Source organism: Citrobacter sp. Cc139 (assembly GCF_030334645.1).
Classification (GTDB): Bacteria; Pseudomonadota; Gammaproteobacteria; order Enterobacterales; family Enterobacteriaceae; genus Citrobacter; species Citrobacter werkmanii.
Map to the genome: position 1 here is coordinate 17,408 of NZ_JAOWDM010000057.1, position 20,200 is coordinate 37,607.

Annotated in this window: 18 protein-coding genes; 16 read left to right on the forward strand and 2 right to left on the reverse strand. The window is 52.2% G+C overall.

Annotated features, from left to right (window positions below; translation table 11 throughout):
• The first annotated feature begins 70 nt into the window (after nt 1-70).
• Nucleotides 71-2,095 (forward strand): DNA helicase Rep, encoded by a 2,025-nt coding sequence (rep, locus tag OGV69_RS01985; protein ID WP_069325099.1) that lies wholly within the window; start codon nt 71-73, stop codon nt 2,093-2,095.
• A gap of 37 nt (nt 2,096-2,132) precedes the next feature.
• Here rep and gppA read toward each other — a convergent pair whose 3' ends face one another.
• Together gppA and rhlB are read right to left on the reverse strand one after the other, a co-directional pair.
• Complete coding sequence (gppA, locus tag OGV69_RS01990) at nt 2,133-3,614, reverse strand: guanosine-5'-triphosphate,3'-diphosphate diphosphatase (RefSeq protein WP_069325098.1); 1,482 nt, start codon at nt 3,612-3,614, stop codon at nt 2,133-2,135.
• A gap of 133 nt (nt 3,615-3,747) precedes the next feature.
• Entirely contained in the window at nt 3,748-5,016 is a 1,269-nt protein-coding gene (rhlB, locus tag OGV69_RS01995) for an ATP-dependent RNA helicase RhlB (protein WP_003829013.1), read from the reverse strand.
• Nucleotides 5,017-5,147: 131 nt separating this feature from the next.
• Between rhlB and trxA the strand changes: the two genes are divergently transcribed.
• From trxA to wecG, 15 genes are all read left to right on the forward strand, one after another.
• A complete protein-coding gene (gene trxA, locus OGV69_RS02000) occupies nt 5,148-5,477 on the forward strand; it encodes a thioredoxin TrxA (protein ID WP_069325097.1) in 330 nt (109 codons plus the stop codon).
• Between the two features lie 158 nt (nt 5,478-5,635).
• Nucleotides 5,636-5,737, forward strand: a complete 102-nt coding sequence (locus tag OGV69_RS02005) for a rho operon leader peptide (RefSeq protein WP_110496374.1) — start codon at nt 5,636-5,638, stop codon at nt 5,735-5,737.
• Nucleotides 5,738-5,815: 78 nt separating this feature from the next.
• On the forward strand, nt 5,816-7,075 hold the full coding sequence (rho, locus tag OGV69_RS02010) for a transcription termination factor Rho (protein WP_002437993.1): 1,260 nt from the start codon (nt 5,816-5,818) through the stop codon (nt 7,073-7,075).
• 238 nt (nt 7,076-7,313) lie between these two features.
• Nucleotides 7,314-8,417, forward strand: a complete 1,104-nt coding sequence (wecA, locus tag OGV69_RS02015) for a UDP-N-acetylglucosamine--undecaprenyl-phosphate N-acetylglucosaminephosphotransferase (RefSeq protein WP_069325096.1) — start codon at nt 7,314-7,316, stop codon at nt 8,415-8,417.
• A gap of 12 nt (nt 8,418-8,429) precedes the next feature.
• Entirely contained in the window at nt 8,430-9,476 is a 1,047-nt protein-coding gene (wzzE, locus tag OGV69_RS02020; protein WP_069325095.1) for an ECA polysaccharide chain length modulation protein, read from the forward strand.
• A 55-nt stretch (nt 9,477-9,531) separates the two neighbouring features.
• Nucleotides 9,532-10,662, forward strand: a complete 1,131-nt coding sequence (wecB, locus tag OGV69_RS02025; protein ID WP_038634562.1) for a non-hydrolyzing UDP-N-acetylglucosamine 2-epimerase — start codon at nt 9,532-9,534, stop codon at nt 10,660-10,662.
• Nucleotides 10,659-11,921, forward strand: a complete 1,263-nt coding sequence (gene wecC / locus OGV69_RS02030) for a UDP-N-acetyl-D-mannosamine dehydrogenase (RefSeq protein ID WP_069325094.1) — start codon at nt 10,659-10,661, stop codon at nt 11,919-11,921. Before wecB ends, wecC begins: the two co-directional genes overlap by 4 nt.
• Complete coding sequence (gene rffG / locus OGV69_RS02035) at nt 11,921-12,988, forward strand: dTDP-glucose 4,6-dehydratase (protein ID WP_069325093.1); 1,068 nt, start codon at nt 11,921-11,923, stop codon at nt 12,986-12,988. Before wecC ends, rffG begins: the two co-directional genes overlap by 1 nt.
• 33 nt (nt 12,989-13,021) lie before the next feature.
• The gene (gene rfbA, locus OGV69_RS02040) at nt 13,022-13,903 is read left to right on the forward strand and encodes a glucose-1-phosphate thymidylyltransferase RfbA (RefSeq protein ID WP_038634554.1); all 882 of its coding nucleotides are present in this window, start codon (nt 13,022-13,024) and stop codon (nt 13,901-13,903) included.
• The gene (gene rffC, locus OGV69_RS02045; protein WP_069325092.1) at nt 13,881-14,558 is read left to right on the forward strand and encodes a dTDP-4-amino-4,6-dideoxy-D-galactose acyltransferase; all 678 of its coding nucleotides are present in this window, start codon (nt 13,881-13,883) and stop codon (nt 14,556-14,558) included. Before rfbA ends, rffC begins: the two co-directional genes overlap by 23 nt.
• Before the next feature lie 4 nt (nt 14,559-14,562).
• Nucleotides 14,563-15,693, forward strand: coding sequence for a dTDP-4-amino-4,6-dideoxygalactose transaminase (rffA, locus tag OGV69_RS02050; RefSeq protein WP_069325091.1), 1,131 nt, complete (start codon nt 14,563-14,565; stop codon nt 15,691-15,693).
• A 1-nt stretch (nt 15,694) separates the two neighbouring features.
• A complete protein-coding gene (wzxE, locus tag OGV69_RS02055; protein ID WP_227409116.1) occupies nt 15,695-16,945 on the forward strand; it encodes a lipid III flippase WzxE in 1,251 nt (416 codons plus the stop codon).
• Nucleotides 16,942-18,021, forward strand: a complete 1,080-nt coding sequence (locus OGV69_RS02060; protein WP_069325089.1) for a TDP-N-acetylfucosamine:lipid II N-acetylfucosaminyltransferase — start codon at nt 16,942-16,944, stop codon at nt 18,019-18,021. The genes wzxE and OGV69_RS02060 overlap by 4 nt, the downstream gene beginning before the upstream one ends.
• Nucleotides 18,018-19,373 carry an ECA oligosaccharide polymerase gene (gene wzyE, locus OGV69_RS02065; RefSeq protein ID WP_038634539.1) on the forward strand — a complete coding sequence of 452 codons (1,356 nt, stop codon included), beginning with the start codon at nt 18,018-18,020 and terminating at the stop codon, nt 19,371-19,373. Before OGV69_RS02060 ends, wzyE begins: the two co-directional genes overlap by 4 nt.
• The gene (gene wecG / locus OGV69_RS02070) at nt 19,373-20,113 is read left to right on the forward strand and encodes a lipopolysaccharide N-acetylmannosaminouronosyltransferase (protein ID WP_069325088.1); all 741 of its coding nucleotides are present in this window, start codon (nt 19,373-19,375) and stop codon (nt 20,111-20,113) included. The genes wzyE and wecG overlap by 1 nt, the downstream gene beginning before the upstream one ends.
• Nucleotides 20,114-20,200 lie beyond the last annotated feature (87 nt).

Sequence of the window (20,200 nt, forward strand, 5' to 3'; positions counted from 1 at the left end):
CCAGTTACTCTTTCTCCCCCTCTTTCTGCTACAATCCACCTCCCCGTGTTTACAGATTGAGCAATCCTCTATGCGTTTGAACCCCGGACAACAACAAGCCGTCGAATTCGTCACCGGACCTTGCCTGGTGCTGGCGGGAGCTGGTTCCGGTAAGACGCGTGTTATCACCAATAAAATCGCGCATCTGATTCGTGAATGTGGCTACCAGGCACGACATATTGCGGCCGTAACCTTTACCAATAAGGCTGCGCGCGAGATGAAAGAGCGCGTGGCGCAAACGCTGGGGCGTAAAGAAGCACGTGGGTTGATGATCTCCACTTTCCACACACTGGGACTGGATGTCATTAAGCGCGAATATGCGGCGCTGGGGATGAAGTCGAACTTCTCGCTGTTTGACGATACCGACCAGGTGGCCCTGCTTAAGGAACTGACCGAAGGGCTAATTGAAGACGATAAGCTTATTCTCCAACAGCTGATCTCGACAATCTCCAACTGGAAAAACGATCTGATGACCCCGGCGCAGGCGGCAGCCAGCGCGAAGGGCGAACGCGATCGTATTTTTGCCCACTGCTATGGTTTGTATGACGCCCATATGAAGGCGTGTAACGTTCTCGATTTTGACGATCTGATCCTGCTCCCGACGCTGCTGCTTCAGCGCAATGAAGAAGTGCGCGAGCGCTGGCAGAATAAAATCCGCTATCTGCTGGTGGATGAATATCAGGATACCAACACCAGTCAGTACGAGCTGGTGAAGTTGCTGGTGGGGAAACGGGCACGCTTCACCGTCGTGGGCGATGACGATCAGTCGATCTACTCCTGGCGCGGCGCACGCCCGCAGAACCTGGTGCTGCTGAGTAAAGACTTCCCGACCTTACAGGTGGTTAAACTGGAGCAGAACTATCGCTCCTCCGGGCGCATTCTCAAGGCGGCGAATATTCTTATCGCTAATAACCCGCATGTGTTTGAAAAGCGGCTCTTTTCTGAGCTGGGTTATGGTGCGGAGCTTAAGGTATTGAGCGCCAATAACGAAGAGCATGAAGCGGAGCGCGTCACCGGTGAACTGATTGCCCATCACTTCGTTAATAAGACGCAGTATAAGGACTATGCGATTCTGTATCGCGGCAACCATCAGTCGCGGGTGTTTGAAAAATTCCTGATGCAGAACCGCATCCCGTACAAAATTTCCGGCGGTACCTCGTTCTTCTCTCGTCCGGAGATTAAAGACTTGCTGGCCTATCTACGCGTACTCAGCAACCCGGATGACGACAGCGCGTTCCTGCGCATCGTTAATACGCCGAAGCGCGAGATTGGCCCGGCGACGCTGCAGAAATTGGGCGAATGGGCGATGACGCGTAATAAAAGCCTGTTTACCGCCAGTTTTGACATGGGCCTGAGCTCGACGCTGACCGGACGCGGATATGATTCACTGACCCGTTTTACGCACTGGTTGGGTGAAATTCAGCGCCTGGCAGAGCGTGAGCCCGTTGCGGCCGTACGCGATCTTATCCACGGTATTGATTACGAGTCCTGGCTGTATGAAACCTCGCCGAGTCCGAAAGCGGCAGAAATGCGCATGAAGAACGTCAACACGCTGTTTAGCTGGATGACAGAGATGCTGGAAGGCAGCGAGCTGGAAGAGCCAATGACCCTGACCCAGGTGGTTACTCGTTTTACCCTGCGTGACATGATGGAGCGCGGAGAGAGCGAAGAAGAACTGGATCAGGTGCAGTTGATGACGCTGCATGCTTCGAAAGGGCTGGAGTTCCCGTACGTGTTTATGGTGGGAATGGAGGAAGGATTTTTGCCGCACCAGAGCAGCATTGATGAAGACAATATCGATGAAGAGCGTCGTCTGGCTTACGTAGGGATTACTCGCGCGCAGAAAGAGCTCATCTTTACCCTGTGTAAAGAACGCCGTCAGTACGGTGAGCTGGTACGCCCGGAACCGAGCCGTTTCCTGTTAGAACTGCCACAGGATGACGTTATCTGGGAACAGGAGCGTAAAGTGGTAAGCGCTGAGGAACGGATGCAAAAAGGGCAGGCCAGTATTGCCAATATTCGGGCGATGATGGCAAAGGCGAAAGCGAAGCCGTAGGCCGGATAAGCGCAAGCGCCTTCCGGCAAATCAACGATTAACGTACTTCCAGCGGCCAGTGGACATAGCTTTGCCACTCGCTTTCCTGATCGATGAGCTCTTTACCTAGCGGGTGATGTTCCAGCCAGCCTTCAGGCAGTATGACCGTCAAGTGCTCATCTCTTGCATCCAGCTGAATTTCCGGCACCAAATCATCGCGGCGACGGCTGGCGAAAATAATCGCCAGACGCAGCAAACGGCAAAGGTGCTCCGCGATGCGCGGTGGCACGGCGTTTTGCTGATGGAGCGAAGAGAGATCGACCGGATTGGTCTGGTTAAGTAACAACGTGGCTAACAGTTTTTTCTGCGCCGGCGTAAAACCTGGAAGATCGAGATTGCGCACCAGATAAGCCGCATGCTGTGGTGCCTGTTTAAAATCAACGCTCAACCCAATTTCATGCAGCTGGCAGGCACTAATCAGCAGTTCGCGGCTAATTGCTTCCAGATGCCACTTATTTTCGACTTGATCGAGGAATTTCGTTGCTAACATGGCAACGCGATGCGCTTGCTCTGTATCGACCATGAATCGACGCTGGATATTACGTAACGTGCGGCTGCGAATATCCTGATCCACCGCCAGATGTAGCATGCCATAGACCAGCCCTTCACGTAATGCGCCGCCAGCAAGGGTCATGCACTGAATATTCAGTTCGGTGAAAATGGCAATCAGGATCGCCAGCCCGCTGGGGAAAACCAGCGCACGTTCCAGCGTTAAGCCTTCAATTTCCAGCTCTTCCAGACGGCCACAATGAATGGCTCGCTGCTTTAGCTGCTGAAGTTTCGCCAGCGTGATACGCTCATCCATGCCTTGCGCCATCATGATTTCCTGCAACGCCTGGACGGTACCAGAAGCACCAACGCAGACTTTCCAGCCATGAAAACGCAGTTTGTCAGCGACCGGACGCAGCACTTCGCGCGCAGCCTGCTCGGCCTGGTCGAAGTTTTCCTGCGCCAGATTACGATCGGTAAAATACCGTTCGAGCCAGGTGACGCAGCCCATTGACAGGCTAAACAAGGACGTCGTTTGTGCGCCGGAGCCGGTAACCAGTTCAGTGCTGGCGCCGCCAATATCAACGACCAGACGCTGATCGGCCCCGCCGGTAGTGTGGGCTACACCCTGATAAATCAGTCGTGCTTCTTCTTCGCCGCTAATGACCTGGACAGGACAGCCGAGGATATCTTGCGCTTTGGTGATAAACACATCGGCATTTACGGCGATGCGTAATGTTGCCGTGGCGACCACGCGGATTTGTGGTTGAGGTATATCCTGCAGGCGTTCAGCAAACAGGCGCAAACATTGCCAACCGCGCTCCATCGCCTCTGCGGAGAGAACGTAGTCGCTATTGAGTCCAGCGGCCAGACGCACTTTGCGTTTAATACGCGTGAGCGTCTGGATGCTTCCCGCCACCTCGCGTACGACCAGCATATGAAAACTATTGGAGCCGAGATCGATTGCCGCATACAACGAGGTAGAGTTCATACACTTCATCCTTCAACCTGTATCTGTGTTGGCTGCGTTCTCTCACCCGAATCACTTACAGTAAGCTCATCGGGATTCGTTTTCTTGCCGCCTTGATAAAGGCTGAATGATTTTGTGTATGGCATAACTTTTCTTAACCTGAACGACGACGATTACGCGGAGCGCCACCGGTACGACGTGGACCATTACCTGTACGCGGGCGCGTCAGGCGCAGCGGCTTCGGCAGATCGGTCATTAGCGCATCCGGGTTGTACTTGCTGACCGGAATCGAGTGGCCGATATAGGTCTCGATTGCAGGTAAATTCAGCGCGTATTCTTCGCAGGCCAGGCTGATAGAGTGACCGCTTGCGCCAGCACGACCCGTACGACCGATACGGTGAACGTAATCTTCACAGTCATCCGGCAGGTCATAGTTAAAGACGTGCGTTACGGCTGGGATATGCAGGCCACGCGCGGCCACGTCAGTCGCAACGAGAATGTCGAGATCGCCACGGGTGAACTCATCCAGGATACGCAGGCGTTTTTTCTGCGCCACGTCACCGGTCAGCAGGCCGACGCGATGACCATCCGCAGCGAGGCTGCCCCAGATATCTTCACAACGATGCTTGGTGTTAGCAAAGACGATGGCGCGATCTGGCCACTCTTCTTCAATCAGCGTTTGCAATAAACGCATTTTTTCTTCGTTGGAAGGATAGAAGAGTTCTTCTTTAATGCGGTGACCTGTCTTCTGCTCTGGTTCGACTTCCACATACTCAGCGTTATTCATTTGTTCGAACGCCAGTTCGCGGACGCGATAAGAGAGGGTTGCAGAAAACAGCATGTTCAGACGTTGGGTGGTTGGCGGCATACGACGGAACAGCCAACGGATATCTTTAATAAAGCCCAGATCGTACATACGATCGGCTTCATCCAGCACCACGACCTGAATCGCGCCCAGGTTAATGTGGTTCTGCTTTGCATAGTCAATGAGACGACCGGTGGTGCCGATAAGAATATCGACGCCGCTTTCCAGCACTTTCAGCTGTTTGTCGTAACCGTCGCCGCCATAAGCCAGGCCTAATTTCAGACCGGTGGTCTGTGCCAGCGGCTCGGCATCGGCGTGGATTTGCACGGCTAACTCACGCGTTGGCGCCATAATTAACGCACGCGGTTGGTTCACCTTGCGATCGGCAATCGCGGGATGAGAGAGAAGATAATGAAACGTTGACGTCAGGAACGCCATCGTTTTTCCGGTACCGGTTTGCGCCTGCCCTGCAACATCACGACCTGCCAGCGTTAGCGGCAGCGCGAGGGCCTGAATGGGCGTGCAGTTATGAAACCCTTTATTTTCAAGGGCTTCTATCACCTTTGGGTGCAGGGCGAAGTCGGAAAACTTCTGTTCTGTTAAATGTGTTTTGCTCATAGTGTGGTAGAATATCAGCTTACTATTGCTTTACGAAAGCGTATCCGGTGAAATAAAGTCAACCTTTAGTTGGTTAATGCTACACCAACAGCCTACACCAACACGCCAGGCTTATTCCTGTGGAGTTATATATGAGCGATAAAATTATTCACCTGACTGACGACAGTTTTGACACGGATGTACTCAAAGCGGACGGAGCGATCCTTGTTGATTTCTGGGCAGAGTGGTGCGGTCCGTGCAAAATGATCGCTCCGATTCTGGATGAAATCGCTGACGAATATCAGGGCAAAATGACGGTTGCTAAACTGAACATTGACCAAAACCCAGGCACCGCGCCGAAGTATGGTATTCGTGGTATCCCGACCCTGCTGTTGTTTAAAAACGGCGAAGTAGCGGCGACTAAAGTCGGCGCACTGTCCAAAGGTCAGTTGAAAGAATTCCTCGACGCGAATTTGGCGTAAGGAAGTCTCATGATCGGGCGACCATACTTCGAATTGATTCGGATGACTGGACGCCCGACTTGAGTCGTGCTAAGTTAGTGTTGACTTCGTATTAAACATACCTTATTAAGTTTGAATCTGGTTATATCCCATACTTCCCGTAGTTTCTCGCGCGAGAAGTGGACAGATTCAGGGCCTTATCACTCAATCCGTCTTGTCGTTTCAGTTCTGCGTACTTTCCTGTGACCAGACAGCGAACAGACATGAGTCGATGGCCGTAAACAGGCATGGATGACCCTGCCATACCATTCACAACATTAAGTTCGAGATTTACCCCAAGTTTAAGAACTCACACCATTATGAATCTTACCGAATTAAAGAATACGCCGGTTTCTGAGCTGATCACTCTCGGCGAAAATATGGGCCTTGAAAACCTGGCTCGTATGCGCAAGCAGGACATTATTTTTGCCATCCTGAAGCAGCACGCAAAGAGTGGCGAGGATATCTTTGGTGACGGTGTGCTGGAGATATTGCAGGACGGATTTGGTTTCCTCCGCTCTGCAGACAGCTCCTACCTCGCCGGTCCTGATGACATCTACGTTTCTCCCAGCCAAATCCGCCGTTTCAACCTCCGCACTGGTGATACCATTTCTGGTAAGATTCGCCCGCCGAAAGAAGGTGAACGCTACTTTGCGCTGTTGAAAGTTAACGAAGTTAACTACGACAAACCAGAAAACGCCCGTAACAAAATCCTCTTTGAGAACTTAACCCCGCTGCACGCAAACTCTCGTCTGCGTATGGAACGTGGTAACGGTTCTACTGAAGACTTAACGGCGCGCGTACTGGATCTGGCATCGCCGATCGGTCGTGGTCAGCGCGGTCTGATCGTCGCTCCGCCGAAAGCGGGTAAAACCATGCTGCTGCAGAACATCGCACAGAGCATTGCTTACAATCATCCAGACTGTGTGCTGATGGTGCTGCTGATTGACGAACGTCCGGAAGAAGTAACCGAGATGCAGCGTCTGGTGAAAGGTGAAGTTGTTGCGTCTACTTTTGACGAACCCGCCTCCCGTCACGTTCAGGTTGCGGAAATGGTCATCGAGAAGGCGAAGCGTCTGGTTGAACACAAGAAAGACGTTATCATTCTGCTTGACTCCATCACCCGTCTGGCGCGTGCTTATAACACCGTAGTTCCGGCTTCCGGTAAAGTTCTGACTGGTGGTGTGGACGCTAACGCCCTGCACCGTCCGAAACGTTTCTTCGGTGCTGCGCGTAACGTGGAAGAGGGCGGCAGCCTGACCATCATCGCGACTGCGCTGATCGATACCGGCTCTAAAATGGATGAAGTTATCTACGAAGAGTTTAAAGGTACCGGCAACATGGAACTGCACCTCTCTCGTAAGATTGCTGAAAAACGCGTCTTCCCGGCTATCGACTACAACCGTTCCGGTACCCGTAAAGAAGAGCTGCTCACCACCCAGGAAGAGCTGCAGAAAATGTGGATCCTGCGCAAAATCATCCATCCGATGGGTGAAATCGACGCGATGGAATTCCTCATTAATAAGCTGGCGATGACCAAGACCAACGACGACTTCTTCGATATGATGAAGCGTTCCTGATTCTGGCATCATCTGAAAACGCCACGTTTTTACGTGGCGTTTTGCTTTTGTAGATGTAATCTTAACGACACAATAACAATAATCCGGTATGACATACCGCCAGGCGAAGAAGGGTAGTAATTCGTATTTTGTGGTTAATAATCATACAGAACCACCTGATATGGAATCGGGTTTCTCTTCTGAATATTCGCCTTGATGGTTATACTTCGTATATTGATATTCTTTGAGAGTATGTATAGTGAATTTACTGACAGCAAGTACTGATCTCATCAGTATTTTTTTATTCACAACGCTGTTTCTTTTCTTTGCCCGCAAGGTTGCGAAAAAGATAGGATTGGTGGATAAACCCAACTTTCGCAAACGTCATCAGGGACTGATTCCGCTGGTTGGGGGGATTTCGGTTTACGCAGGCATTTGCTTTACGTTCCTCATCGCAGATTACTACATCCCGCATGCTACTCTCTACCTGGCCTGTGCTGGGGTACTGGTATTGATCGGTGCCCTGGACGACCGTTATGATATCAGTGTAAAAATCCGCGCAACCATTCAGGCCATTATCGGCATCATTATGATGGCGGTTGGTAAACTGTATCTGCTAAGCCTGGGGTATATTTTTGGTCCCTGGGAGATGGTTCTCGGTCCATTTGGTTATTTCCTTACCCTTTTTGCCGTATGGGCGGCGATTAATGCCTTCAATATGGTTGATGGCATTGATGGTCTGTTAGGTGGGTTATCCAGCGTCTCATTTGCGGCAATGGGGCTTATCCTGTGGTTCGATGATCAGACAAGCCTGGCTATCTGGTGTTTTGCCATGATTGCCGCCATTTTGCCTTACATCATGCTGAATCTGGGCATTCTTGGACGCCGCTATAAAGTCTTTATGGGCGATGCGGGAAGTACGCTGATTGGCTTTACAGTAATTTGGATCCTGCTGGAGACCACTCAAGGGAAAACGCATCCAATTAGCCCGGTCACCGCACTGTGGATTATCGCCATTCCGTTAATGGATATGGTGGCGATTATGTATCGTCGTTTACGTAAGGGCATGAGTCCTTTCTCCCCGGACCGCCAACATATTCACCATTTAATCATGCGCGCCGGATTTACCTCCCGACAGGCATTTGTTCTGATCACGCTGGCTGCAGCGATCCTGGCCTCTATTGGCGTACTGGCTGAATATTCTCATATAGTCCCTGAATGGGTGATGCTGGTGCTCTTTTTATTGGCATTTGTTTTGTACGACTATTGTATTAAACGTGCCTGGAAGGTAGCGAGATTTATCAAACGCTTGAAACGCAAGCTGCGTAGAAACCGTGAAAGTAAACCAAACTTAACCAAATAAATTGAGGGTACGATGACACAACCATTACCGGGGGAACACGCCGTGAGCGCTGAGAATGAACTGGACATCCGTGGGTTGTTTCGTACCTTGTGGGCAGGGAAAGTGTGGATTATTGGTATCGCGCTTGCCTTTGCGATAGTCGCTCTCGCCTATACATTTTTTGCACGTCAGGAGTGGAGTGCTACGGCGATTTCAGACAAGCCAACGGTTAATATGTTGGGCGGTTACTACTCTCAACAGCAGTTTTTGCGTAACCTGGATATTAAGGCCAGTCTTGCATCTGCGGACCAACCGTCAGTGATGGATGAAGCTTACAAAGAATTCATCATGCAGCTCGCCTCCTGGGATACGCGTCGTGAATTCTGGCAGCAGACTGATTACTATAAGCAGCGTATGGTGGGTAACAGTAAAGCCGATGCGGCGATGCTGGATGAACTGATTGGTAACATCCAGTTTATGCCAGGCGATGCATTACGTAATACCAATGACAGTGTGAAGCTGATTGCGGAGACGGCTCCTGATGCCAACAATTTGCTGCGTCAGTACGTCGCCTTTGCCAGTCAGCGTGCGGCGCGTCATCTTAATGAAGAGTTAAAAGGGGCCTGGGCTGCACGCACCGTGCAGATGAAGGCGCAGGTTAAACGCCAGGAAGAAGTGGCGAAATCACTATTCTCCCGCCGTGTTCACAACATTGAGCAGGCACTCAAAATTGCCGAACAGCATAACATTTCGCGTACCTCCACTGATGTTCCTGCTGATGAATTGCCGGATTCTGAACTGTTCTTGCTCGGACGCCCTATGCTGCAGGCGCGACTCGAAAACCTACAGTCCGTTGGTCCGGACTTTGATCTGGACTACTTCCAAAACCGAGCCATGCTTAACACACTAAACGTTGGGCCAACTCTGGATCCGCGTTTTCAGACCTATCGTTATCTGCGTACGCCGGAAGAGCCGGTAAAACGTGACAGCCCACGCCGTGCCTTCCTGATGATTATGTGGGGCATCGTTGGAGCTCTGATCGGTGCTGGCGTCGCATTAACCCGTCGCCGCGCGATTTAGTAATACCGTTGCAGTGAGGGGCTGGGCCCTCGCTGCCAATCCGAAGAGAATCGATGTGAAAGTACTGACTGTATTTGGCACGCGACCGGAGGCTATAAAAATGGCACCTCTGGTTCATGCGTTGGCAAAAGATCCTGATTTTGAGGCAAAAGTTTGCGTCACAGCGCAGCATCGGGAAATGCTCGATCAGGTGTTGAACCTCTTTTCCATAGTACCTGACTACGATCTCAATATTATGCAGCCAGGTCAGGGGCTAACAGAAATTACCTGCCGAATCCTTGAAGGGTTAAAGCCAATTCTGGCTGATTTCAAACCTGATGTGGTGTTGGTGCACGGTGATACTACGACCACTATTGCTACCAGTTTGGCTGCGTTTTATCAGCGCATCCCGGTGGGGCATGTTGAGGCAGGTTTACGTACTGGCGATCTTTACTCTCCCTGGCCGGAAGAGGCGAACCGTACGCTGACCGGGCATTTGGCTATGTATCATTTTGCGCCAACAGAAAACTCGCGGCAAAATTTGTTACGGGAAGCTATTCCTGATAATCGTATTTTCATCACCGGCAATACGGTTATTGATGCGTTGATCTGGGTACGCGACCGCGTACTGGCGAGTGATGCATTGCGGGCTGAACTGGCAGAACATTACCCTTTCCTCAACGCTGACAAAAAGATGATACTGGTGACCGGTCATCGTCGGGAAAGCTTCGGTCGCGGCTTTGAAAACATTTGCCACGCGCTGGCGGAAATTGCCGCGGCTAATCAGAATGTGCAGATTGTCTATCCGGTACACCTGAATCCTAACGTCAGCGAGCCGGTCAACCGCATCCTGGGGCACGTTGAAAACGTGATTCTGATTGAACCGCAGGACTACATGCCGTTTGTCTGGCTGATGAATCACGCCTGGCTGATCCTGACCGATTCCGGCGGGATTCAGGAAGAAGCCCCATCCCTGGGGAAACCTGTGCTGGTGATGCGTGAAACAACGGAACGGCCTGAAGCTATTACCGCAGGCACTGTACGCCTGGTGGGGACTGACCCACAGCGTATCGTAGAAGAAGTCACGCGTTTGCTGCATGACGACAATGAATATCAGACCATGAGCCGTGCCCATAACCCATATGGTGACGGGCTGGCGTGTGGCCGCATTTTACACGCGTTAAAAAATAATCGGGTATCGCTATGAGTTTTACGACCATTTCTGTCATTGGGCTGGGTTATATCGGACTGCCAACGGCGGCTGCCTTTGCTTCCCGTCAAAAACATGTAATTGGCGTAGATGTAAATCAACATGCAGTGGATACCATTAATCGCGGCGAAATTCACATCGTTGAGCCCGATCTGGCCGCTGTGGTGAAAACGGCGGTCGAAAACGGATTTCTTCGTGCAACCACCACTCCCGTAGACGCTGATGCGTATCTGATTGCTGTGCCTACCCCGTTCAAGGGAGAGCATGAACCCGATATGGTCTACGTTGAAGCTGCGGCGAAGTCTCTTGCGCCAGTGCTGAAAAAAGGCGCGTTGGTGATACTTGAATCGACGTCACCGGTCGGGGCAACTGAACAGATGGCCGCATGGCTTGCAGAAATGCGGCCTGATCTGACTTTCCCGCAGCAGGTCGGTGAAGAGGCCGATGTGAATATTGCGTATTGTCCGGAGCGCGTGCTGCCAGGCCAGGTCATGGTCGAACTGATTAAAAACGACCGCGTGATCGGCGGGATGACCGCCGTCTGCTCCGCGCGTGCCAGTGAGTTGTATAACATCTTCCTTGAGGGCGAATGTGTCGTGACCAACGCCCGCACCGCGGAAATGTGCAAGCTGACTGAGAATAGCTTCCGCGACGTTAATATCGCCTTTGCGAATGAATTATCGCTAATTTGCGCCGATCAGGGGATTAACGTCTGGGAACTGATTCGCCTGGCAAACCGTCATCCGCGAGTCAATATTCTGCAACCAGGACCTGGCGTTGGTGGACACTGTATCGCGGTCGATCCGTGGTTTATCGTGTCGCAGAACCCGCAGCAGGCGAAACTGATCCGTACCGCACGCGAAGTTAATGATGGTAAGCCCCATTGGGTCGTCGAGCGGGTAAAAGCCGCTGTGGCCGACTGTCTGGCAGATACCAACAAACGGGCCAGTGAAGTGAAAATCGCCTGCTTTGGTTTGGCTTTTAAACCGAATATTGATGATTTACGTGAAAGCCCGGCGATGGGAATTGCGCAAAGCATCGCGCATTGGCACAAAGGTGAAATGCTGGTGGTGGAACCGAATATCCATCAACTGCCGAAAAAACTGGACGGCATTTGCCAACTGGCGACATTGGACGATGCGCTGGCAAGCGCCGATGTGCTGGTCATGCTGGTCGACCATAATGAATTTAAAGCCATTAAAGGCGATGCGGTTCTTCAGCAGTACATTGTTGATACCAAAGGGGTCTGGCGCTAATGAAACGAATTCTGGTTACCGGTGGCGCGGGGTTTATCGGCTCGGCGGTTGTACGCCATATTATTCAAGAGACCCAGGATGCGGTGGTTGTGGTCGATAAGCTGACCTATGCCGGAAACCTGATGTCGCTGACGCCGGTTGCACAGAATGACCGTTTTGCCTTTGAGAAAGTGGATATCTGCGATCGGGCATCGCTCGACGAGGTGTTTCAACACTACCAGCCAGACTGCGTGATGCATCTGGCGGCAGAAAGCCATGTCGATCGCTCCATTGATGGTCCGGCTGCTTTTATCGAAACCAACATTGTGGGCACCTACACGCTGTTGGAAGCGGCACGCGCTTACTGGAGTGCATTGGCCAGCGAGAAAAAATCGGCGTTTCGCTTCCACCATATCTCAACTGATGAGGTGTATGGCGATCTCCATTCGACAGATGATTTCTTTACTGAAAGCACGCCTTATGCGCCGAGTAGCCCTTATTCCGCGTCGAAAGCCAGCAGCGATCATCTGGTACGCGCGTGGTTGCGAACCTATGGCCTGCCAACGCTCATTACCAACTGCTCTAACAACTATGGCCCCTACCATTTCCCGGAAAAACTCATCCCGCTGATGATCCTCAACGCATTGGCTGGGAAACCGCTGCCGGTATACGGCAATGGGCAACAGATCCGCGACTGGTTGTATGTAGAAGATCATGCCAGGGCGCTCTATTGCGTGGCGACAACGGGCGCGATTGGGGAAACCTATAATATTGGTGGTCACAATGAGCGTAAAAACCTGGATGTTGTCGAAACGGTTTGCAGCCTGTTGGAAGAGCTGGCGCCGCAAAAACCACAAGGCATTGCACAGTACCGAGACTTGATCACTTTTGTTGACGATCGCCCGGGTCATGATGTGCGGTATGCCATTGACGCGTCGAAGATTGCGCGTGAATTAGGCTGGATGCCGCAGGAAACGTTTGAAAGCGGAATGCGCAAAACCGTGCAGTGGTATCTGGATAATCAGGCATGGTGGAAACCCGTGCAGGATGGCAGCTATCAGGGTGAACGTTTAGGTCTGAAGGGCTAACAGCCTGGTTTTGGCTCCCGGAGGAGACAACGCATGAAAGGTATCATTCTGGCGGGCGGTTCAGGTACTCGCCTGTATCCCATTACGCGTGGCGTATCGAAGCAGCTATTGCCTATTTACGATAAGCCGATGATTTACTACCCGCTATCGGTGCTAATGCTGGCGGGGATTCGCGAAATTCTGATTATTACCACGCCGGAAGATAAAGGTTATTTCCAGCGTTTGTTAGGCGATGGCTCTGAGTTCGGCATTGAATTGCACTATGCCGAGCAACCCAGCCCGGATGGATTAGCGCAGGCATTTATCATTGGTGAAACGTTCCTTAACGGTGAACCGTCATGTCTGGTATTAGGGGATAATATCTTCTTTGGTCAGGGCTTCAGTCCAAAACTACGTCATGTAGCCGCCCGCACAGAAGGTGCGACGGTGTTTGGTTACCAGGTCATGGATCCTGAACGTTTTGGTGTTGTGGAGTTTGACGACAATTTTCGCGCTATCTCTCTGGAAGAGAAGCCGAAAGCACCGAAATCTAACTGGGCGGTAACAGGGCTCTATTTCTATGACAGTAAAGTGGTGGAATACGCAAAACGCGTGAAACCTTCTGAGCGTGGAGAACTGGAGATTACGTCGATCAACCAGATGTATCTTGATGATGGGCATCTGACGGTGGAATTGCTTGGACGTGGCTTCGCCTGGCTGGATACCGGTACGCATGACAGTCTGATCGAAGCGAGTACTTTTGTGCAGACGGTAGAAAAACGTCAGGGTTTTAAAATAGCCTGTCTGGAAGAGATCGCCTGGCGTAACGGTTGGCTGGATGATGAAGGCGTGAAACGTGCCGCCAGCTCGCTGGCTAAAACGGGCTATGGCCAATATTTGCTGGAGCTGCTCCGTGCTCGTCCGCGCCAGTATTGAGCCGCTTAGCTGGGAAAATACGTTTTTTGGCGTGAATAGCGCCATTATACGTTTTGACCAACACGCGCCGGTTCTGACGGTGGATGCGTTACGTCCCTGGTCGCGGGTACAGGCAAAAATTCCTGCCGCAAATACCCATGAATTGGATGCCTTGCAGCGGTTGGGTTTCTCACTGGTCGAAGGCGAAGTGGATTTTGTACTGCCAGTGACGTGTGCCAGCGGCAACTCTGACGCGCAGATCGCGCAAACTACGGATATCCCGGCATTACGCTGCCTGGCAGAACAGGCATTCGCACAAAGCCGTTTTCGCGCTCCGTGGTACGCCGCAGATGCCAGTTCGCGTTTTTATGCGCAGTGGATTGAAAATGCGGTGCTGGGGACGTTCGATCATCAATGCCTCGTTTTACGCACGCCGACAGGTGAAATTCGTGGTTATGTCTCGCTGCGCGAACTGAATGCGACCGAGGCGCGAATAGGCCTACTGGCTGGGCGTGGCGCGGGTGAAGAACTAATGCTGGCTGCGCTTTGCTGGGCGCAGGCCCGCGGTAAAACAATATTGCGCGTGGCAACCCAAATGGGTAACACCGCTGCGCTTAAACGTTACATAGACAGTGGTGCGAATGTGGAAAGCACCGCGTATTGGTTATACAGGTGACACGATGATTCCATTTAATGCACCGCCGGTGGTGGGAACTGAACTCGATTACATGCAGTCTGCGATGAACAGCGGCAAACTGTGTGGCGACGGCGGCTTTACCCGTCGCTGTCAGCAGTGGCTGGAGCAGCATTTTGGCAGCGAGAAAGTTCTGTTGACGCCATCTTGTACCGCATCGCTTGAGATGGCGGCATTGCTGTTGGACATTCAGCCCGGCGATGAAATCATCATGCCGAGCTACACATTTGTCTCCACGGCTAACGCATTCGTTTTACGCGGGGCGAAAATCGTCTTTGTTGATATCCGTCCGGATACCATGAACATTGACGAAACGCTGATTGAAGCGGCGATCACCGACAAAACCCGCGCTATTGTGCCGGTACATTACGCGGGCGTGGCCTGCGAAATGGATACCATTATGGCGCTGGCCAGCAAACATAACCTGTATGTGGTCGAAGATGCGGCTCAGGGCGTGATGTCGACCTACAAAGGTCGGGCGCTGGGGACAATTGGTCACATCGGCTGTTTTAGCTTCCATGAGACTAAAAACTATACCGCAGGCGGTGAAGGCGGCGCGACGCTGATTAATGATAAAAAATTAGTCGAACGTGCGGAGATTATTCGTGAAAAAGGGACAAACCGTAGTCAATTTTTCCGTGGCCAGGTAGATAAGTATACCTGGCGCGATATCGGCTCCAGCTATCTGATGTCCGATCTGCAGGCTGCCTATTTGTGGGCGCAACTGGAAGCGGCCGACCGTATTAACCAGCAGCGTCTGGCGCTGTGGCAGAATTACTATGATGCCCTCGAACCGCTGGCGCGTGCCGGACGTATTGAGCTGCCTGCTGTCCCGGAAAACTGCGTGCAGAATGCCCATATGTTTTATATCAAGCTGCGCGATATCGACGATCGCACCGCGTTGATTAATTTCCTCAAAGAAGCCGAAATTATGGCGGTGTTCCACTATATCCCGCTACATGATTGCCCGGCTGGCGATAAATTTGGCGAGTTTGCCGGTGTTGATCGTTACACCACCAAAGAGAGCGAGCGTCTGCTGCGTTTACCGCTGTTCTATAACCTGTCACCGGTTAACCAGCGAACGGTAATTTCGACCTTACTCAATTACTTCTCCTGATATGTCGCTTGCTAAAGCGTCCTTATGGACGGCGGCCAGTACGCTGGTAAAAATTGGGGCGGGTTTGCTGGTGGTGAAGTTATTGGCCGTCTCCTTTGGCCCGGCAGGTGTGGGCCAGGCGGGTAATTTTCGCCAAATGGTCACCGTGCTGGGCGTGTTGGCGGGAGCAGGCATTTTCAACGGCGTCACGAAATACGTTGCGCAGCACCATGACGATCCGGCCCGGCTCCGTATGGTGGTCGGTACATCTTCCGCAATGGTGCTGGGATTCTCTACGCTGATGGCGGCGGTTTTTCTGCTGGCGGCCGCGCCGATCAGTCAGGGGTTGTTTGGCCATACGCATTATCAGGGGCTGGTTCGACTGGTTGCGCTGGTGCAGATGGGCATCGCCTGGGCGAACCTGCTACTGGCGCTAATGAAAGGCTTCCGCGATGCGGCAGGCAACGCGCTGTCGCTGATTGTGGGTAGCCTGGTTGGCGTAGTGGCTTACTATGGCTGCTATCGCCTGGGGGGCTATGAAGGCGCCTTGCTGGGCCTGGCTCTGGTGCCTGCGCTGGTCGTTATCCCTGCCATTATTATGCTGCTTAAGCGTGGAACTATTCCGCTGCATTACCTGAAGCCCTCGTGGGACAATGGTCTGGCAGGGCAGTTAAGCAAGTTTACGCTGATGGCGCTGATTACCTCTGTTACGCTGCCTGTGGCATACGTGATGATGCGAAACCTGCTGGCGGCACAGTACAGCTGGGATGATGTGGGGATCTGGCAGGGGGTCAGCAGTATCTCCGATGCGTATCTGCAATTTATTACCGCCTCATTCAGCGTTTACTTGCTGCCGACGTTGTCGCGGCTGACAGAAAAGCATGACATTACCCGCGAGGTCATTAAGTCGCTGAAGTTCGTGCTGCCGGCGGTTGCCGCCGCGAGCTTTACCGTTTGGCTATTGCGTGATTTTGCGATCTGGCTGCTCTTTTCCGCAAAATTTACCGCCATGCGCGACCTGTTTGCCTGGCAACTGGTCGGCGATGTACTGAAAGTTGGCGCCTACGTTTTTGGTTATCTGGTGATCGCGAAAGCGTCGCTGCGGTTTTATATTCTGGCTGAAATTAGCCAGTTCATGTTATTGACGGCGTTTGCCCACTGGCTGATCCCGGCACAGGGTGCTCTGGGCGCAGCGCAGGCGTATATGGCAACATACATCGTCTATTTTTCTCTTTGTTGTGGCGTGTTTTTACTCTGGCGTAGGCGGGCATGACTGTACTGATTCACGTTCTGGGATCGGATATCCCTCACCATAACCACACCGTGCTGCGGTTTTTTAACGATTCGCTGGCTGCGACGAGCGAGCACGCGCGCACGTTTATGGTTGCAGGCCAGGATGCTGGGTTCAGTGAGAGCTGCCCGGCGTTATCGCTGAGTTTCTACGACGGAAAAAAGGCGCTGGCCCGGGCGGTTATTGCGAAGGCGAAAGCGGATCGCCAACAGCGCTTCTACTTTCATGGTCAGTTCAACACCAGCCTGTGGCTGGCGCTGCTGAGCGGGGGAATTAAACCGGAGCAGTTTTACTGGCACATCTGGGGCGCGGATTTATATGAAGTTTCCAGTGGGCTGAAATTCCGCCTGTTTTACCCGATTCGTCGCATGGCGCAGAATCGCGTGGGCTGCGTGTTTGCTACGCGAGGCGATTTACGTTATTTCGCCGGGCAGCATCCGCACGTTCGCGGCGAACTGCTCTATTTCCCAACGCGGATGGATCCCTCGCTCAATAATATGAGCAGTGAAAGCCAGCGCAGCGGTAAGATGACGGTGTTGGTTGGCAACTCTGGCGATCGCAGCAATGAGCATATTGCCGCGCTACGTGCCGTTCACCAGCAGTTTGGTGACACGGTGAATGTGATAGTGCCAATGGGGTATCCTGCCAATAATACGGCCTATATCGACGAGGTGCGTCAGGCGGGTCTGGCATTATTTAGCGCGGATAATTTGCAAATATTGAGTGAAAAACTGGAGTTTGATGCCTATCTGGCACTATTGCGTCAGTGCGATCTGGGCTACTTTATTTTTGCCCGTCAGCAAGGGATCGGCACCTTATGTTTGTTGATCCAGGCCGGTATCCCGTGCGTGCTCAACCGTGAAAATCCTTTCTGGCAGGATATGGCAGAGCAAAATATCCCGGTTCTGTTTACGACAGATCAACTCAATGAAGGTCTCGTACGCGAAGCGCAGCGGCAACTGGCGTTGGTAGATAAAAATACGATCACCTTCTTTAGTCCGAATTATCTGCAGCCGTGGCATAACGCGCTGCGCATTGCTTCAGGAGAAACTAAATGAGCCTGATGCAATTCAGCGGGCTGCTGGTGGTCTGGCTGCTCTCCACTTTGTTTATCGCCACGCTGACCTGGTTTGAATTCCGCCGCGTGCGTTTTAACTTCAACGTCTTTTTCTCGTTGCTGTTTTTGCTAACGTTCTTCTTCGGATTCCCGCTGACCAGCATCCTGGTGTTTCGTTTTGATGTGGCGGTAGCGCCCCCGGAGATCCTGCTGCAGGCTTTGCTGTCAGCCGCTTGCTTCTATGCCGTTTACTACGTGACGTATAAAACGCGTTTACGTAAGCGCGTAGAGGATAAGCCGCGCAGGCCGCTATTTACCATCAATCGCGTTGAAGCCCATTTAACCTGGGTTATTCTGATGGCGATTGCGTTGGTGAGCGTGGGCGTCTTCTTTATGCACAATGGGTTCCTGCTGTTCAGACTGCAATCCTACAGCCAGATTTTTTCCAGTGAAGTCTCTGGCGTGGCGTTAAAGCGCTTCTTCTACTTCTTCATTCCGGCGATGCTGGTGGTCTACTTTCTGCGTCAGGATAGCAAAGCGTGGCTGTTCTTCCTGGTAAGCACCGTCGCGTTTGGCTTGTTGACCTATATGATTGTCGGCGGAACGCGCGCCAATATTATTATCGCGTTTGCCATCTTCCTGTTTATCGGCATTATTCGCGGTTGGATTTCGCTGTGGATGCTGGCCGCCGCAGGCGTGTTGGGCATCGTCGGTATGTTCTGGCTGGCGCTGAAACGCTACGGGATGAACGTGAGTGGTGACGAGGCGTTCTATACGTTCCTGTACCTGACGCGTGATACTTTCTCGCCGTGGGAAAACCTGGCGCTGTTGCTGCAGAACTACCACAATATTGAGTTCCAGGGGCTGGCGCCGATCGTCCGTGATTTCTACGTCTTTATCCCCACCTGGCTGTGGCCCGGGCGGCCGAGTATCGTTCTCAACTCCGCGAACTACTTTACCTGGGAAGTGTTGAACAACCACTCGGGGCTGGCGATTTCACCCACGTTAATTGGTTCGCTGGTGGTGATGGGCGGGGCGCTGTTTATACCGTTAGGCGCGATTGTCGTCGGGTTAATCATTAAATGGTTCGACTGGCTATATGAATTAGGTAACCGCGAAACCAATCGCTACAAGGCGGCCATTTTGCACAGTTTCTGTTTTGGCGCCATTTTCAATATGATCGTTTTGGCACGTGAAGGACTGGATTCGTTTGTCTCGCGAGTGGTCTTTTTCCTCGTGATTTTTGGCGTTTGTCTGCTGGTGGCAAAACTGCTGTTCTGGCTATTCGATAGCGCGGGACTTATCCATAAACGAATTAAATCGCTGCCCCGGACACAGATTGAAGGATCGTAATGACGGATAACACAACTGCGCCACTCTATTCGCTGCGCGGACTACAACTGATTGGCTGGCGCGATATGCAACACGCGCTAAATTACCTGTTTGCCGAAGGACGCCTCAGGCCTGGGACGCTGGTGGCTATCAATGCCGAGAAAATGCTGACGGCTGAAGATAACCCTGAAGTGCGGGATCTGATTAACGCCGCTGAGTTCAAATATGCGGATGGTATTAGCGTGGTGCGTTCGGTGCGTAAAAAATTCCCGCAGGCTCAGATTTCACGCGTAGCGGGGGCCGATCTCTGGGAAGCGCTAATGGCGAGAGCCGGGCAGGAGGGAACGCCGGTTTTCCTGATTGGCGGCAAGCCTGAGGTTCTGGCGCAAACCGAAGCTAAATTGCGTGCGCAGTGGCATGTGAACATTGTGGGTAGCCAGGACGGTTATTTTACGCCGGAGCAGCGTCAGGCATTGTTTGAACGTATCCACGCCAGCGGTGCGCAAATTGTGACGGTAGCGATGGGATCGCCGAAACAAGAAATTTTTATGCGTGATTGCCGGAAGATCCACCCTGAAGCGCTGTATATGGGGGTGGGGGGGACCTACGATGTCTTTACCGGTCACGTTAAGCGTGCGCCTAAACTCTGGCAAAATCTGGGGCTGGAGTGGCTGTATCGCTTACTGTCACAGCCGAGCCGTATCACCCGTCAACTTCGTTTGTTGCGCTATCTCCGCTGGCACTATACCGGCAACCTCTGATGCTCTCTCCTCTGATAAGTAGCGTGATCTGCTCATCACGCTACTTATTCACAACATAATCGCTGCTTTCTCGCACAATCTATTCAT